We start from the raw sequence: 16,103 nt of genomic DNA, 5'->3' as shown, positions 1-16,103 counted from the left end.
ATGTACATTTTTTTACTTATAACACTCTAAAAAGACGTATAATCCTACAATTCTTAAATTAAAGCTATTTCTTAGATAATAGCTGTATATTTCTAACTTGCTAGGAAAAACATGTTTCGTTTTGTGAGACTCTTGAGCTTTTCAGCTTGGTCCTTGGCCGCAATGATATCTGGTGCCTTTTTCTTAATGGCCTCTTTCTTCCTTTATTTGACGCCAACACTTCCTGATGCCGAGCAACTTAAGCACACCCAATTACAAACACCCTTACGTATTTACTCACTTGATAGCAAAAGCATAGCCGAGTTTGGCGAAAAGAGAAGAAAGCCAATAAATATTGGTGACTCGCCTCAAAATTTGCTTAATGCCTTTATCGCAGCCGAGGATAATCGTTTTTTTGAGCACCGCGGAATAGATATAAAAGGCCTGGCTCGCGCAGCCACTCAGTTAGTTACCACAGGAAGAATTCAAACTGGCGGCAGTACCATCACCATGCAGGTTGCCAAAAACTTTTTTCTTTCCAGAGAAAAAACCTTCATCCGAAAGTTCAATGAAATTTTTTTAGCGATTCAGATTGAGCAATCTCTCTCCAAACAAGAAATCCTAGAACTTTATTTAAACAAGATTTATTTAGGTAATAGAGCCTACGGTGTTCATGCAGCCGCACAAGTCTATTATGGAAAGCCTATTGATGAATTAAACCTGGCACAAATGGCGATGATCGCGGGCCTTCCTAAAGCACCGTCTCGGTACAACCCCTTAGCCAATGCCAAACGAGCTAAAATCAGAAGAAACTGGATCCTGGACAGGATGCTTGATTTGGAGATGATCGATTCAGAACAACACGCTGAAGCAAAATCCTCTCTCATTACAGCCAGCTACCATGGCGGAAGCTCGGAACTTTATGCTCCTTATGTTGCTGAAATGGCGAGAAGAGAAGTTATTAATCGCTACGGTTCTGATGCATACACTTCTGGCATGCGTGTCTTCCTAACCGTAGACAGCAAACTACAAGAAGCAGCCTCACGCGCGGTCAAAAAAGGCTTGGAAGACTACGACAAGCGTCACGGCTACCGCGGCCCAATAAAAACCTTGGACATTAGCTCTGAAGAAGCAATCGAAAGCGCGATCAGTGAACTACGCTCCATCAAAACCCCACGTCAACACCAAGCAGCGCTGGTATTAGAAGTATCTCAAGATAGCGCCAAATTATCACTCAAAGATGGCCAGGAAAAGACCTTGCTACGCGAGCAGGCCGAATGGGCAAGAAAATACGAGACCGTTGACCGAAGAGGTCCTGCCATCAAAAGCCTGGAAGACATACTTCAAACCGGTGACGTGATTCAAGTGACCACGTCAAACACAGAAACCAGCAATGAAGACGGCGAAACGGCAATGGCAGAAATCATCCACCTAAGCCAACTTCCGGAGGCACAAGGCGCCCTTATTTCGATCAACCCCGACAACGGAGCAATCAAGGCACTGGTTGGCGGCTATGACTTTGCCATGAGCCACTACAACCGCGCGACACAAGCCAAACGACAACCAGGTTCCAACTTCAAAGCCTTTGTTTATTTGGCAGCGATAGAAAACGGGACCACCGCTGCAAGCCTTATCAACGATGCCCCAATCGTATTTGAGGACGACAATCTGGAAGCGGCATGGCGGCCCGAGAACTCTAGCGGTAAGTTTTATGGCCCAACCCGGATCCGAAAAGCACTGTATAATTCCCGCAACCTGGTATCTATTCGGCTCCTAAAAGAAACTGGCGTCCGAAAAACACTGAACACCATTGAGAAATTCGGTTTTGACAAAAAAGACCTACCCAGAGATTTGTCTCTCGCGCTTGGCAGCGCCGGACTCCCCCCTATCAGCATCGCCAGAGGATATGCAATGATAGCCAACGGCGGCTACAAAATTGATACCCATCTGATATCTCATATCGAAGATAATGAGGGGAACATAATTTTCAAAAACACGGCTCCCATCGTATGCCGTGAAAACTGCCTCACTCAACAAAGCTCAGAAGAGATTGACAACAAAGAGACTAACGAGGAAATCACCTACGCCCCGCGCATCGCCGATGAACGCGATATATATATTCTTCACTCAATGCTAAAAGACGTTATCACAAAAGGTACCGGCAGAAAGGCTCTACAACTAAAACGTAAAGACCTGGCAGGCAAGACTGGCACAACAAATGACCAAAAGGATGCATGGTTTTCCGGCTTCAACACTCAGCTAGAAACTAGCGTCTGGGTTGGTTTTGATAAGCCGCAAACACTAGGAAGGAGAGAATACGGGTCTCGCGCCGCGCTACCAATATGGAATGACTTTATGGCAGTCGCTCTAGAAGGCACACCAAACGCCAACTTGCCCCAACCTGACGGCCTGGTAACCGTTCGGATAAACAAAGAAACAGGCGAGCAAGCTCTGCCCGGCACAGACAACGCCATGTTCGAGATATTCAGAAAAGAGCTAGCACCGAAAAAGCCTAGAACCTTGCCACCTGCATTTGAACACAAAGAAAGCACACAACCTCAAATCGCTCCAGAAGATATCTTCTAACTAGCAAGAGCCTTCACGACACCACCCCATTCTACTCTAGACAAAATATAGAGACATAAAAAAACCGGTACTTTCCAGCACCGGTTTTTTTGTTTTCTTTAGAACTTTTGGCTCTAAAGAGTTAAGCCATTAGATATCTTCTAAAGACTTAAGTGGGTAGTTTGCAGGAAGTGGACCTTCCGCAGCACCCGTATCGATCGCTGCTTGAGCAACCGCAGTAGATACAATACCCAACAAACGGGAATCTGTCGCTTTTGGAATGATGTACTCTTTACCGAATTCCATTGAATCCACACCGTAAGCGTCTAGAACTTCCTTAGTTACAGGCTCTTTTGCTAGATTAGCAAGTGCTTTAGCAGCAGCCAGCTTCATCTCTTCATTGATAGCTGTTGCACGAACATCCAACGCACCACGGAAGATAAATGGGAAGCCAAGAACGTTGTTTACCTGGTTAGGGTAATCAGAACGACCTGTTGCCATAACAGCATCTGGACGAGATTCTGCAACCACTTCAGGCATGATTTCTGGAACCGGGTTAGCACATGCAAAGATGATTGGGTTTGGAGCCATCTTCTTAATTTGTTCACCAGTCACCATATCAGGACCAGATAGACCCAAGAAGATATCAGCACCGTCTAGCGCATCGTCAAACGTACGCTTGTCAGTATCTACTGCAAACATTGCCTTGTACTGGTTTAGATCATCACGACCAGAGTGGATAACACCTTTACGATCACACATGAAGATGTTTTCTGGCTTCATACCCGCAAGGGTAAGTAGCTTAGAACAAGAAATTGCAGCAGCACCGGCACCTAGTACCGCCATTTTTGCTTCTTCAATTTTCTTGCCTTGAATTTCAAGTGCGTTCAATGCACCTGCAACCGTTACGATAGCAGTACCGTGCTGGTCATCGTGGAAAACTGGAATGTTGCACTGCTCTTTAAGCGTACGCTCGATTTCAAAACACTCAGGTGCTTTAATGTCTTCTAGGTTAATGCCACCAAAAGTAATCGCAATACGACGCACTGTGTCGATAAATGCTTGAGGGCTTTCAGATTCAACTTCGATGTCGATTGAATCAACGCCAGCAAAACGTTTGAAAAGAAGAGACTTACCTTCCATTACAGGCTTAGAAGCCAAAGGACCTAAGTCACCCAGACCAAGAATCGCAGTACCATCAGTAATAACCGCTACCAAGTTACCTTTAGCAGTGTACTTATATGCATTTTCCGGGTCAGCAGCAATTTCCTTAACTGGCTCTGCAACACCTGGGCTATAAGCCAAAGAAAGGTCGCGAGAGGTTTGAGCAGGAGTAGAAAGTTCTACGCTGATTTTCCCTGGCTTCGGGAACTCATGGTAATCTAGAGCATCTTGTTTGAAATCTGACATTATATTCTACCGTTTTGGTTTTTCCGTTTAGGTTCTTTCAGGGACATTAAAGCCCTAAAGCCTGTCCGCGGCGCACATTATGACATCACTTATTCCCTAGGGACAATTATCAAATGATAATACGCCGTAACTTTTTTATTGTCATTTGACCGAAATCATCAAATAACCAGACGAAAAAAGAGCGACAAGCGCTCTTTTTCGGAATATCTTAGTTCTTTGGCAACTCGCCAAACAAAGCTTAGCCGCCGATACGGCTGCCGAAACGCTTCTTGAACTTATCAATACGACCACCTGTATCCATTACTTTCTGCTTACCAGTATAGAATGGGTGACATGCTGAACATACGTCCAGAGTAATATCTTTACATAGCGTAGAACGTGTTTTAATAACGTTACCACAACCACATTTTGCTTCGATTTCCTGGTAATCAGGATGAATAGCTTCTTTCATTGCACACCTCTAATTCAATTATGCCGCCACCTTACACTTATCACTCTTCTTTTAGCTTATAAAAAACCAGAAGAGCCGTTAAGGCACCGCACGAAAGGGGGCTTCCCATCTATCTTTACACCTTCAAACTTGCCTTGAAAACAAATTTTTAGACAAAAGACAGAGTGACTGCCAATTTTTAAGACGGCGCATATTAACAAAATAAACACAATAAGCAAGCATCGTTTATTTCATTTTTGAAATGCACTAGAATTTAGCCTCCTACTTCTAAGAGATTTCCTTCGTATCTTGCATGATCATCACCGTTGCAGTCCCCACCCCTTTATTTCGCTGCTTTGATTATCTGCCGCCTGATAAGATAAACCCTGAATATCTTGTGGAAGGGAGCAGGGTTCTCGTTCCCTTTGGGCCAAGAAAGTTAGTTGGCATTATCACTAAAATACAAAATACCCCTTCGGCTCATGAGGGGAAAATCAAGAACGCCTTGGCGCTTCTAGATCCATCACCCACTTTTCCAAGCGTTTTGATGCAGCTGCTAAACTGGGCCTCAAGCTATTATTGTCACCCTATTGGAGATTGTTTCGCGACCGCCCTGCCCGGAGCACTTAGAACAACCTCTGCAAAGCAAGGCGCGTTGGTCAAAAGCATAGAGCTAAGCAAATGGTATCGCAGCCCCAAACAGTTTGAAGGTAGAGCGAATGCAACCAAGCAAATAGAGATACTCGACTATCTCGAAAGCAACCCTGAAGGCGTTTGGCTCGATACACTCAAAGCTATGAGATATAGCAACAGTCAACTCAAAAACCTGGAAGGCGCAGGCTACATATATAAAGAAGTCTATGACCCCCTGAGCGCGGAAAAAGAACAACAAAGCAAAGCGCCCATTCAAAGCAAAACCCTCAATACCGAGCAAAAGCTTGCAGTTGAGACAATTCTTAACGCCGATGCAACTATCAATGCAACCCTACTTCAGGGTGTAACGGGCAGCGGCAAAACTGAAGTTTATATCGAATGCGTAAAGAAACAGCTTGAACAAGGTAAACAGGCCCTCATTCTCATCCCAGAAATTAACCTCAGCCCACAAACGCTACTCAGGTTCCAGAGTCAGCTGAGCACACCTATTGGCGTCATTCACTCTGGCATGAGCCATAAAGAGAAATATACTAGCTGGTTTTTAGCAAAAGAAGGCATTGCACGCGTCATCATCGGCACCCGTTCAGCAATTTTTACTCCCTTCAAAGAGCTCGGAATAATTATCGTAGATGAAGAGCATGACCCCTCCTACAAGCAGATTGATAATTTCAAATATTCAGCACGAGATCTATCAGTCAAACGCGGACAGATTGAACAATGCAAAGTGGTGCTAGGAAGTGCAACACCATCACTTGAAAGCCTCTATAACGTTAAGCTAGGTCGCTATCAGCTAGCTTTAATGCAAGAACGCGCCGGCGCAGGCCAAACACCGGAAATGTTTCTAATCGATATCCGCAGCCGTCCTCTGGAGAATGGTTGTTCTCGCCCCTTGAAGCAGCGAATCGGAGAAGAGCTTGCTCAAGGCAACCAAGTAATCATATTCCAAAACCGCAGAGGCTTTTCACCAACACTAATGTGTAATAGCTGCGGTTGGCTCGCCCAGTGCCCTCACTGTGATGCACGCCTTACTGTTCATAGTCGCCCACCTCAGCTACATTGCCATCACTGCAATCATAAAGAAATCATTCCAAGAGCCTGTCATGAATGCAACCACACAAGTCTGACACCACTTGGCGCAGGCACCGAAAGACTAGAGTTTGGACTGCAGGCACAATTCCCGAGCGCCAGCGTGGTGCGTGTTGACAGAGACAGCATAAAGAACCAAAAACAAATGACTGAGCTAGTCGAGCAAATCAATAAGGGAGAGCCTTGCTTGTTGATTGGCACACAAATGCTCGCAAAAGGGCATGACTTTCATAACGTCACCCTGGTCGCCATCATCGATGCCGACGCCAGTTTTTTTAGCGCCGACTATCGAGCCATTGAGCGCAGCGCACAGCAACTTTTACAGGTTTCAGGGCGCACGGGCCGCGGTAACAAGCATGGCACAGTGCTCATCCAGACACGCCAACCAGAACACCCCATCTTTGAACCTATTCTGCGTAGTGACTATACAAGCATTGCTCAGCAGGAGCTTGAAGAGCGCCAATATTGCGAGCTGCCGCCTTTCTCAAAAATGCTCACTATCCGGGCTGAGTCAGCCAAGGCTGAGGCAAACCTTGAAGAGTTGAGTTCAATTAAAAACTTGGTGCTAGCAAGTTACTCTAACGAGGCAGCGATACAAATATCGGGCCCCATTGAAGCAAATATCGCCAGAAAGTCTGGAATCTACCGAAGCTACTTGCATTTATTTATTTCAGATATGAAGGCTCGCTCGCAGCTTGTACATAGCTTGCGCTGTTATCTAGATTCGCGTAAATCCCATAAAACCAAGCTATATATCGACGCAGACCCCCTCGATTACGTCTAATAGCAATACTTGGAGTCAGAGTAAAAAGCGCACTTTTTACTCTGACTCCAAGTATTAGCGTTTAAATCTTGAACGGAATCATAGATAATACGCCCCCTTTTAATTTCCCATTGGCTTTTGTAAATCTGGACGCGCATGAAAGAACTGATAATTGAACTTGTACAAACGGTTGTGACTGAACTTAGCAACGAGAACGTCATTCCTTCGGACGCGAGTTATAAGATCAATATTGATGCGACAAAAGATAAAGCGCATGGCGACTATGCCTCGAATATAGGGCTAGTCTTAGCCAAGCAGGCCAAGATGCCACCTCGAGCGCTTGCTGAGCAAATCGTTGAAAAGATCACCGCTCAAAATAATGCAAGCGTAGACAAAATTGAAATTGCTGGCCCTGGCTTCATCAACTTTTTTATGAGCTCCGCCAGCAGCTTTGCCGTCCTCAGTTCAATTATTGAAAATGCGGATAAATATGGACACAACAACTCAGGTAAAGGCCAAAAAGTTCAAGTCGAGTTTGTTTCCGCTAATCCTACCGGCCCATTGCATGTGGGGCATGGCCGTGGCGCAGCAGTCGGTGACAGCATTTGCAGACTTCTCGGTGCAAATGGCTGGGATGTGACCAGCGAGTTCTATTACAACGATGCTGGCCAACAAATCAATAACCTGGCTCTATCTGTTCAAGCTCGCTGCAAAGGTTTAACACCTGAAGACCCAAGCTGGCCAGAAGATGGCTATCGCGGGCACTATATTATTGAGCTTGCTGAAAGCTTTATGAACGGTGAAACCATCGAGTCTGCCGACCAGAGCTTTACAGGTACCAAAAACGCTGACGACCTGGAAGATATCAGACACTTTGCTGTCGCCTATTTAAGAAGAGAGCAAGATCTAGACCTAAAAGCCTTTGACGTTGATTTCGATGTTTATTTCCTTGAAAGCTCTCTCTATAGCGATGGTAAAGTCGAAAAAGCAGTGGAAGCTCTGATTGAAAATGGCTATACCTACGAGAAAGATGGCGCGCTTTGGTTGCGAACGACAGACTTTGGCGACGACAAAGATCGTGTTATGCGCAAAACTGAAGGCGGCTACACTTACTTTGTGCCAGACGTAGCCTATCACCTCGACAAGTGGCAACGTGGCTTTACTCGCGTCATAAATGAACAGGGTGCCGACCACCACAGTACAATCACTCGCGTTCGAGCAGGCCTACAAGCATTGAAGCAAGATATACCTGAAGGCTGGCCTGATTATGTTCTTCACCAAATGGTGACTGTCATGAAAGGCGGCGAAGAGGTGAAGCTATCCAAACGTGCCGGCAGCTACGTCACATTGCGAGACTTGATCGAAGAAGTTGGCCGCGATGCCACTCGCTACTTCCTGGTCGCACGCGCTCCCAGCTCACAACTAACATTCGATATTGACCTGGCTCGCAGCCAGTCAAATGACAACCCTGTGTACTATATCCAATATGCACACGCTCGAATTAGCAGTATTTTTAGAAAGGTTTTAGCAGCTTCTCCAGAGTGGTCTGCCGAAGACGGCCTAGCCAACCTAGAGCAGCTAAGCGTTGAAAGCGAACGTAAACTAGCAAACACGCTGGCTAGCTTCCCTGAAGTTGTCAGCATTGCGGGAGAGCAAAATGCGCCTCATCAAATTGCAAACTACCTATATAGTTTGGCGAGCGACTTCCATACCTACTACAATTCAAATATTGTAATGGTTGAAGATAGTAAAATTAGAGATGCTCGTGCAGTGCTTTGCCTAAGCATCCAGCAAGTATTGAGAAACGGGCTTAAGCTACTAGGGGTTAGCGCTCCTGAAGAAATGTAATCACACCCGATAAACTATTGACGCGTTGATCATATGACTCAAGATTTTGCTAAGCCCTCGACCACTAAAAAGCCCGGAGCACCCAAGACAAAAAAAGGTTCTTCGGGAAAGTCTGGCGGGGCTAAAAGCAGCGCGAGCAAGAAGGCCAGCGGAGCAAGCCCTAAAGAAGTGCCAAGCTCAGCGCCGGTAAAAAACCGTACACCATTTTTTCTTTCCCTAATTGTACTGGTCTGTGCTTTTGCCTATGGCTTGTATTTTTTACAGTCTATTCCGCCCACTGAAACACCCGAGAAACAGCCAACAATATCCAAAAAATCCCCTTCTGCCAGCAAAAGCACGCCCGCCGAAGAAGCACCGGCAAAGCGTTTCAACTTTTACGATATCCTTCCAGAATCGACAGTGACTGCACCGAAGGTAGAAGAGTATCGCTTCAAACAAAAATCAGGCAGTGAAGACTACTTCTATGTGATTCAAACTGGCTCATTCAAAAACCGGGCAGATGCCGAGCGCCAAAAAGCCACTATCGCCTTTAAGGGCTTAAAAGCCAATATTGAAACAGTTACCAATGATAAAGGTACTGTCTGGCACCGAGTTAAAACCGGACCATTCACCAACCGTAGTAAGTTAAATAGCGCCCTGGATAAACTTGTATCTCTTAATATCCAGCCTCTCGTCAAGAAAGTAAAAAAAGATAGCTAAAGCGCCTTCTTAACGCTTGATATCTCTTCAAGCGACTCCATATAAAAACTTTCGCTGCTGCAATACATCGCTTAATCGCAGCTGGCAGTATTTAGTCAAAACACCAATTGAGCCACTTGGCCGCATTGGTGAACGCAAACTTTGTGGAGAAGTTCATGACAACCATCTTATCAGTCCGCCGCGAAGGCGAAGTTGCTCTTGGCGGCGACGGTCAGGTTTCGCTCGGAAACACCATCATGAAAGGCAACGCTAAAAAAGTGCGCCGACTCTATGACGGCAAAGTCATCGCCGGGTTTGCAGGCGGCACAGCAGATGCTTTCACATTGTTTGAACGTTTTGAAGCGCAACTAGAGAAACATCAAGGCAATCTTGTTAAAGCTGCCGTTGAGCTAGCCAAAGACTGGCGCACAGATCGCGCACTCAGAAAGCTTGAAGCATTGCTTGCCGTGGCAGACGAAAACAACTCTCTTATCATCACCGGTAATGGCGATGTAATAGAGCCTGAAGATAGCCTGATTGCAATTGGCTCTGGCGGCCCTTTCGCTCAAGCTAGCGCAAGAGCTCTACTTGAAAACACCGAGCTATCAGCACAAGAGATTGTTGAAAAAGGTCTAACGATCGCTGCCAACATCTGCGTATTCACTAATGATGCCTTTACCATCGAGCACCTTGGTGAAGCCAAATAGCCACTAATCAGGCACGACACAACTTAACGAAAGCCCGAATCAACATCACCCTTTACATGATACGGTACTAAATTCCATGGCAAACATGACTCCTCGCGAAATCGTACACGAGCTCAACCAACATATCATCGGCCAAGATGAAGCCAAGCGTGCAGTTGCTATCGCACTTCGAAACCGCTGGCGCCGCATGCAACTTGACCCGGCCTTAAGAGAAGAAATTTCCCCCAAAAACATTTTAATGATTGGCCCAACCGGTGTGGGTAAAACTGAAATCGCCCGACGCTTGGCTAAACTTGCTGATGCTCCCTTCCTGAAGGTTGAAGCAACGAAATTTACTGAAGTAGGCTACGTGGGTAGAGATGTAGAGTCTATTGTTCGCGATGTTGCTGACTCGGCCCTTAATATGTTGCGGCAAAAAGAAATGAAGCTTGTCGACACTAAAGCTGCTGACGCTGCTGAAGAGCGTATTTTAGATGCCCTGCTTCCTCCAGCACGAACGGGTGCCGACTCAGCTCAAAGCGATAATTCTTCGACGCGACAAATCTTCCGCAAGAAGCTCCGAGAAGGCGATTTAGACGATAAAGAAATCGATATTGAAGTCAGCGCCACACCTGTAGGCGTTGAGATTATGGCGCCTCCAGGCATGGAAGAAATGAGCAACCAGCTTCAGAATATCTTTTCCAGCATGTCCGGTGACAAAAAGAAAACCCGAAAACTAACGGTTAAAGACGCGCTTAAGCAAGTCAAAGAAGAAGAAGCTGGCAAGCTGGTAAATGAAGAAGACATTAAATCTAAAGCTATCCAGGCAGTTGAGCAGAACGGTATTGTCTTTATCGATGAGATCGATAAAGTTGCCAAGCGCTCTGAAGGCTCCTCCGCCGACGTATCACGCGAAGGTGTACAGCGCGATTTACTTCCACTAATTGAAGGAAGTACAGTAACCACTAAACTTGGGCCAATCAAAACAGACCACATTCTGTTTATTGCTTCAGGCGCCTTCCACCTATCGAAGCCTTCAGACCTTATTCCTGAGCTTCAAGGGCGCCTACCAATTCGTGTTGAGCTTAAAGCGCTGTCACCAGAAGACTTCCAAAAGATTCTAACCGAACCAAATGCTTCACTGATTGACCAATATATTGCACTTATGGCTACCGAAGGCTTAAAACTCAGCTTCAGTGAGGACGCACTCGAAACGATTGCACACATTGCCTGGAAGGTTAATGAGAAGACTGAAAATATCGGGGCTCGTCGCCTGCACACAGTGCTTGAGAGACTTCTGGAGCATATATCATTTGAGGCTGGCGACAGCCAACGAGATGACTTTGAAGTGACAGCTGACTACGTTAAAGAGCAACTCGATGAGTTGTCTGAAGATGAAGATTTAAGCCAATATATTTTGTAATCATTAAATCATCAGGGTCAGAGGAAAAACCTTCGCTTTTACTCTGACCCCAATGGCACTTACTTAAGGCAAACAAAGACGTCATTCCCTTGAATAAGGGAATCCATTGTTTTTACGAGTTATGCGACACATTAAAAGTAAAACTAAACGCATTAAATCATGCAGCGACGAGAAGTCTTCTTTTTTGTTTAGTCGTGTAGGATTCAAAACAATAGATTGCCGCCTGCGCGGCAATGACGATGGGGCATAGCGGGAATGACAAGCGTCGGAGCGCGTCCTAGCTTAAGTAAGTGCCATTCTACTCTGACCCCAATTAATCTTAAAACATAGATACTACTTTCTGAGAGACTCTTTCAAAATAGCTGTCACCACCAGACGAACCGCCCTTTACTTTGATTGTCTTGGGCCTGCTTTCCTGGCTACCCTGGTAGGTTGGCAAGGCCTCACCATACAGACCTGTACTGAGTGTTCTCTGCTCATCAAATAGAATATCTTTTCGGACTCGTACACCCGCTGGTGCCAGTACTTTTTCGAGCTCATCGATCCTGTTTCTAAGATTAGCCCGAGTTAATTGATAAGCACTCTCGCACATCATTTTTCGTGAGTTAAAACTAAAGACACTTGAGAAAAACAAATTTGCATCGTGCCTTGGTGGCTCAAATGACAATACATCTTTTCCGGGGAAATCACGGGATATATTCTTGAGGCCTGAAGTAAGGCGAGAGTGAACCATTGTACGATAGGCCTGGGAAAGAACATTCGGCATCCCTGACTGCGTCAACTCCTCGCGCTTCATCGTATCAGCTTGAACGGCCTGCCCGACATCTATCGGCACAACAGGGTTAATGGCAAAAACAATATCTGCACCTGACTCAAAGGCAACCGAGGTATGCATCCCTTTGTTTAAGGTACCATCGACATAATAACGTCCACCGACCTCTACAGGTTTGTATATACCGGGCGCAGCCATACTACACTGGATAGCCTTGGAGATAGGCAAATCAGTTAAGCCTTCGGTACCAAAACGAACAGTCTCGCCTGACTCCAAGTCTGCCGCAATAACAATCAATTGCTTACGGAGCTTCTCGAACTCATTTGTTCTACCAATTGACGAGTACGAACGGCTCAAATATTTATGGAAGCCATTATTATCAAAAATACCAGAAGGAATGGCTTGAGCCAGCGCTGTCAAAGCCTCTAATACTGACTGGTCATTTGGGTGACTTAATACACTTAGACCAGCATTAAGCAATATCTTGGGTATAGATTTTATTCTACGCGTATATTCTGAAAAAGCCGGCTTATAAAAGACTTCAGGATGAAAAGGGTGAACATCAGCCTCATTACGCACAAAGATTCGGCACATTTGTGCAGGAGTCATCTGGTTCGCTAGATTCGCTGCGACAAAAGAGCCTGAGTTTACACCTACATAGATATCTAAGTCATTGAAATCGAGCCCTTCGAGCGCCTCGTCAATCGCACGCAGTGCCCCTATCTCATATATGCCACCTAATGGGCCACCGCCACCGAGTGCAATCCCCAACGTTAGTTTTTTGTTTTCTGTTGGCTGCGCCTCAGACATTCAATAACCTCTATCGTCCAATTTAATCAATTCTAAAAATAGTAAGCGTAAATATAATTACTAGAGTATTCACACTAGGAAGCAGCAGACTAGTTTTCCTCACCAATTTTGCTAGGTCGTAGGTAACGGCTAAAGCCCGCTTCTTTTAAAGCCAAATTAAGCGTACTCTGGATAATGTAGGGCGAATCCAGTGCTAAAACACTATCTAACAAGTCTTTCGCCCAAGTCATATCGATATCACGAATAACAGATTTAACCTTAAGCAAATTTGAGGCGTTCATAGACAAAGCATCATACCCCATCGCCAGCAATAGGACGGCACCAGCCGGGTCACCGGCCAACTCTCCACAAATGCTCAACTGCACGGGTAGATCAGCGGTATCCTGAGCAATCTTATATAACGCTTGAAGTACAGCTGGGTGAAAAGAATGGTAAAGCGAGGCAACACGCGGATTATTTCGGTCCACCGCCAATAGGTATTGGGTTAAGTCATTTGAACCAACTGACAAGAAGTCAACTCGTTCAGCAAGCTCTTTCACTTGATACACTGCACCAGGTACTTCTATCATGACACCGATTTGAGGCATAGATATGTCATAACCTTCAGCACAGATTTCATGATATTCACGATAAATAAGATGTAGCGCTTCCTCAACCTCGTTAACATTTGAGATCATCGGTAGCATAATACGCAGATTATCGAGGCCCACACTCGCCTTCAGCATAGCCCTCATTTGTACCAAAAATATCTCTGGGTGATCCAGAGTTACACGAATTCCTCGCCAACCCAGGAAGGGGTTTTCTTCTGTGATCGGAAAGTAGGATAAAGCTTTGTCTCCGCCAATATCCAAGGTACGCATGGTGACATAATTCGGTGCAAACGCTTCCAGTTGCTCGCGATAGCAGTCCATCTGCTCTTGCTCACTTGGGAAACGCTCATTGATCATGAATGGCACTTCAGTTCGATATAGACCAACACCTTCAGCGCCTTGATTCAGTGAACGAACAACATCAGTCATTAAACCGGTATTCACCCAGGCACAGATGCGATGCCCGTCTTTAGTTTCGCAGGGTAGGCTCTTTAACTTCTCTAAGCCTTGATCCAGCGCCTTCTCTTCTTCGACGATCTGCTCATAGTAGCCACGCAGCTCTTCAGAAGGGCAGGCAAAAATATCACCATTGTAGCCATCGACTATTAACTCTTTATCGTCCAGCTGTGTGAGTGGCATATCCACCACACCCATGACAGTGGGAATCCCCATCGCTCTGGCTAAGATTGCTACGTGAGAATTTCCTGAGCCTTTAATCGAAACAAGACCGAGTAGCTTCTCTTTCGGAATTTCACCCAACATAGTAGGGGTTAATTCTTCACTGACCAGGATCGCATTATCGGGATAGTCATGCTGTTTTTTATCCGCTGTTTGCAGGTATGAAAGTATACGGCAACCCAGATCTTTTATATCTACAGCTCTTTCGCTGAGATAGGCATCATTCATCATTTCAAAATGACGTGCATATTCACTAATGGTATTTTTTAATGCGGTTTGGGCAGACTTCCCGGCTTTTATCTGGGTGATCACTTCTCCTGCCAGAGCATTGTCATCCAACATACCAAGATAGACATCAAACAAAGCTTGTTCTTCAGGCCTTAACTGGGTAGATAAACGCTCACCGACGCTTTGAATATCTTTACGGACGGACTCAACCGCATTTTCAAATGAAATGATATCATCATCAATATTTTCAGCACTTCTATCAGGCACCGCATCCAGGTCGGCAAGCGGAAAAACAACAACACTGCGACCAATCGCAACGCCTGGTGCACCAGCGATACCCTTGAAGGCGATATCCTGCGCTACTTTCCCACTCTCAGAAACTGACTCAATTGCTTTAGTTGCTTCTGAATGCGCTATAACGCTCGCCAGCTGTGCAGAAACCGTAACTAGAAAAGCTTCTTCACCTTCATCAAACTTACGCAGGTTACTGGCTTCCTGAACAACCAATACACCCAATACCTTTTTATGATGAATGATTGGAACACCAAGAAAGCTTGTAAAACGCTCTTCTCCCGTTTCAGGCAAATAGCGGTAGCGTTCATGCTGCTGGGCATCTTCGAGGTTTATCGGCTCTTCCCTAACACCAACCAAACCAACCAGACCCTCTGAATAACCCAAGCTCACGTTCCCGATCGCATCTTCCCGCAAGCCACGAGAGGCACGCAAGACATAACGATTTTCTGCCGGATCAAGAAGATAGATGGAACATACTTCCGTACTCATAGCCTCCTGAACGCGACTGACAATAATATTCAGTGCTTCCTCAAGACTAGCGGCACTATTCACTTCCTGAACAATACTGCGAAGTATGCTTAGCATTTAATACCCTTTATATTATGCCCACGTTTCCAATAGGTGGCTTAGTTCTTAAATAAGTCAGTTGATAACTCTTTCATTGCTCTTCGGTATACCTCTCGCTTAAATGAGACAACCTGACCCAGCGGATACCAATAACTTACCCACTGCCAACGATCGAACTCGGGGCTCACGTTCCGATCTACAGATATGCTTGAGTCAGCACTCAGCATGCGTAACATATACCACTTTTGTTTCTGTCCGACGCATAACGGTAAGGAGTTATGGCGAATCATTTTCTTGGGTAATCGATAGCGTAACCAACCCTTTGTTTTGGCCACAATCTGTACATCTGAAGGCTGCAAACCTATTTCTTCATTCAATTCACGGTAAAGTGCTTCATCAGGAGTCTCATCAACTTTGATTCCACCTTGCGGAAACTGCCAAGAATTTTGTCCGATTCGCCTTGCCCAAAGTACCTCATTAAATTCGTTTGCGAGAATAATTCCGACATTTAATCTGAAACCGTCAGAATCTATCACTCTCTAATTTCCCGTCTATAGATATTTACATTGCCTTCATTCTTTCAGAATTTGCCCGATACAGCAAACCCATGAGCGGGCAAATAATTAATTATGCTAGATATAT

11 protein-coding genes are annotated in these 16,103 nt (G+C 45.4%); 6 read left to right on the top strand and 5 right to left on the bottom strand.

Annotated elements, in window-relative coordinates; translation table 11 throughout:
- Positions 1–111: 111 nt before the first annotated feature.
- Positions 112–2,565: a penicillin-binding protein 1A gene (locus A3735_RS27740; protein ID WP_068634366.1), complete on the top strand. Its 2,454-nt coding sequence runs from the start codon at positions 112–114 to the stop codon at positions 2,563–2,565.
- 129 nt (positions 2,566–2,694) lie between these two features.
- Here A3735_RS27740 and A3735_RS27735 read toward each other — a convergent pair whose 3' ends face one another.
- Positions 2,695–3,957, bottom strand: coding sequence for a malic enzyme-like NAD(P)-binding protein (locus tag A3735_RS27735; protein WP_197470071.1), 1,263 nt, complete (start codon positions 3,955–3,957; stop codon positions 2,695–2,697).
- Between the two features lie 235 nt (positions 3,958–4,192).
- Entirely contained in the window at positions 4,193–4,405 is a 213-nt protein-coding gene (rpmE, locus tag A3735_RS27730; RefSeq protein WP_068509060.1) for a 50S ribosomal protein L31, read from the bottom strand.
- 292 nt (positions 4,406–4,697) lie between these two features.
- Here rpmE and A3735_RS27725 point away from each other — a divergent pair, with 292 nt between their 5' ends.
- From A3735_RS27725 to hslU, 5 genes are all read left to right on the top strand, one after another.
- Positions 4,698–6,908, top strand: coding sequence for a primosomal protein N' (locus A3735_RS27725; protein WP_068509058.1), 2,211 nt, complete (start codon positions 4,698–4,700; stop codon positions 6,906–6,908).
- Positions 6,909–7,043: 135 nt separating this feature from the next.
- Complete coding sequence (gene argS, locus A3735_RS27720; protein WP_068509056.1) at positions 7,044–8,735, top strand: arginine--tRNA ligase; 1,692 nt, start codon at positions 7,044–7,046, stop codon at positions 8,733–8,735.
- 33 nt (positions 8,736–8,768) lie between these two features.
- The gene (locus tag A3735_RS27715) at positions 8,769–9,434 is read left to right on the top strand and encodes an SPOR domain-containing protein (RefSeq protein WP_082865176.1); all 666 of its coding nucleotides are present in this window, start codon (positions 8,769–8,771) and stop codon (positions 9,432–9,434) included.
- 155 nt (positions 9,435–9,589) lie between these two features.
- Positions 9,590–10,120, top strand: a complete 531-nt coding sequence (hslV, locus tag A3735_RS27710) for an ATP-dependent protease subunit HslV (RefSeq protein ID WP_068509054.1) — start codon at positions 9,590–9,592, stop codon at positions 10,118–10,120.
- A 76-nt stretch (positions 10,121–10,196) separates the two neighbouring features.
- Complete coding sequence (hslU, locus tag A3735_RS27705) at positions 10,197–11,522, top strand: ATP-dependent protease ATPase subunit HslU (protein ID WP_068509052.1); 1,326 nt, start codon at positions 10,197–10,199, stop codon at positions 11,520–11,522.
- A gap of 319 nt (positions 11,523–11,841) precedes the next feature.
- On the opposite strand, the gene A3735_RS27700 is transcribed toward hslU, so the two are convergent.
- The 3 genes from A3735_RS27700 to A3735_RS27690 form a co-directional block, all read right to left on the bottom strand.
- Complete coding sequence (locus A3735_RS27700; protein WP_068509051.1) at positions 11,842–13,104, bottom strand: patatin-like phospholipase family protein; 1,263 nt, start codon at positions 13,102–13,104, stop codon at positions 11,842–11,844.
- An 89-nt stretch (positions 13,105–13,193) separates the two neighbouring features.
- Entirely contained in the window at positions 13,194–15,479 is a 2,286-nt protein-coding gene (gene ptsP / locus A3735_RS27695) for a phosphoenolpyruvate--protein phosphotransferase (RefSeq protein WP_068509049.1), read from the bottom strand.
- 41 nt (positions 15,480–15,520) lie between these two features.
- Positions 15,521–15,997, bottom strand: coding sequence for an RNA pyrophosphohydrolase (locus A3735_RS27690; protein WP_068509047.1), 477 nt, complete (start codon positions 15,995–15,997; stop codon positions 15,521–15,523).
- Positions 15,998–16,103: the final 106 nt, after the last annotated feature.

Source organism: Oleiphilus sp. HI0061 (genome assembly GCF_001635675.1).
This window is presented reverse-complemented; position numbering and strand designations above follow the sequence as displayed.

What these genes read in the sequence shown, in the direction of transcription:
- A3735_RS27740 (WP_068634366.1), top strand. Translation starts at nt 112, where the DNA reads ATGTTTCGTTTTGTGAGACTCTTGAGCTTTTCAGCTTGGTCCTTGGCC.
- rpmE (WP_068509060.1), bottom strand. Translation starts at nt 4,405, where the DNA reads ATGAAAGAAGCTATTCATCCTGATTACCAGGAAATCGAAGCAAAATGT.
- A3735_RS27725 (WP_068509058.1), top strand. Translation starts at nt 4,698, where the DNA reads ATGATCATCACCGTTGCAGTCCCCACCCCTTTATTTCGCTGCTTTGAT.
- argS (WP_068509056.1), top strand. Translation starts at nt 7,044, where the DNA reads ATGAAAGAACTGATAATTGAACTTGTACAAACGGTTGTGACTGAACTT.
- A3735_RS27715 (WP_082865176.1), top strand. Translation starts at nt 8,769, where the DNA reads ATGACTCAAGATTTTGCTAAGCCCTCGACCACTAAAAAGCCCGGAGCA.
- hslV (WP_068509054.1), top strand. Translation starts at nt 9,590, where the DNA reads ATGACAACCATCTTATCAGTCCGCCGCGAAGGCGAAGTTGCTCTTGGC.
- hslU (WP_068509052.1), top strand. Translation starts at nt 10,197, where the DNA reads ATGGCAAACATGACTCCTCGCGAAATCGTACACGAGCTCAACCAACAT.
- A3735_RS27700 (WP_068509051.1), bottom strand. Translation starts at nt 13,104, where the DNA reads ATGTCTGAGGCGCAGCCAACAGAAAACAAAAAACTAACGTTGGGGATT.
- ptsP (WP_068509049.1), bottom strand. Translation starts at nt 15,479, where the DNA reads ATGCTAAGCATACTTCGCAGTATTGTTCAGGAAGTGAATAGTGCCGCT.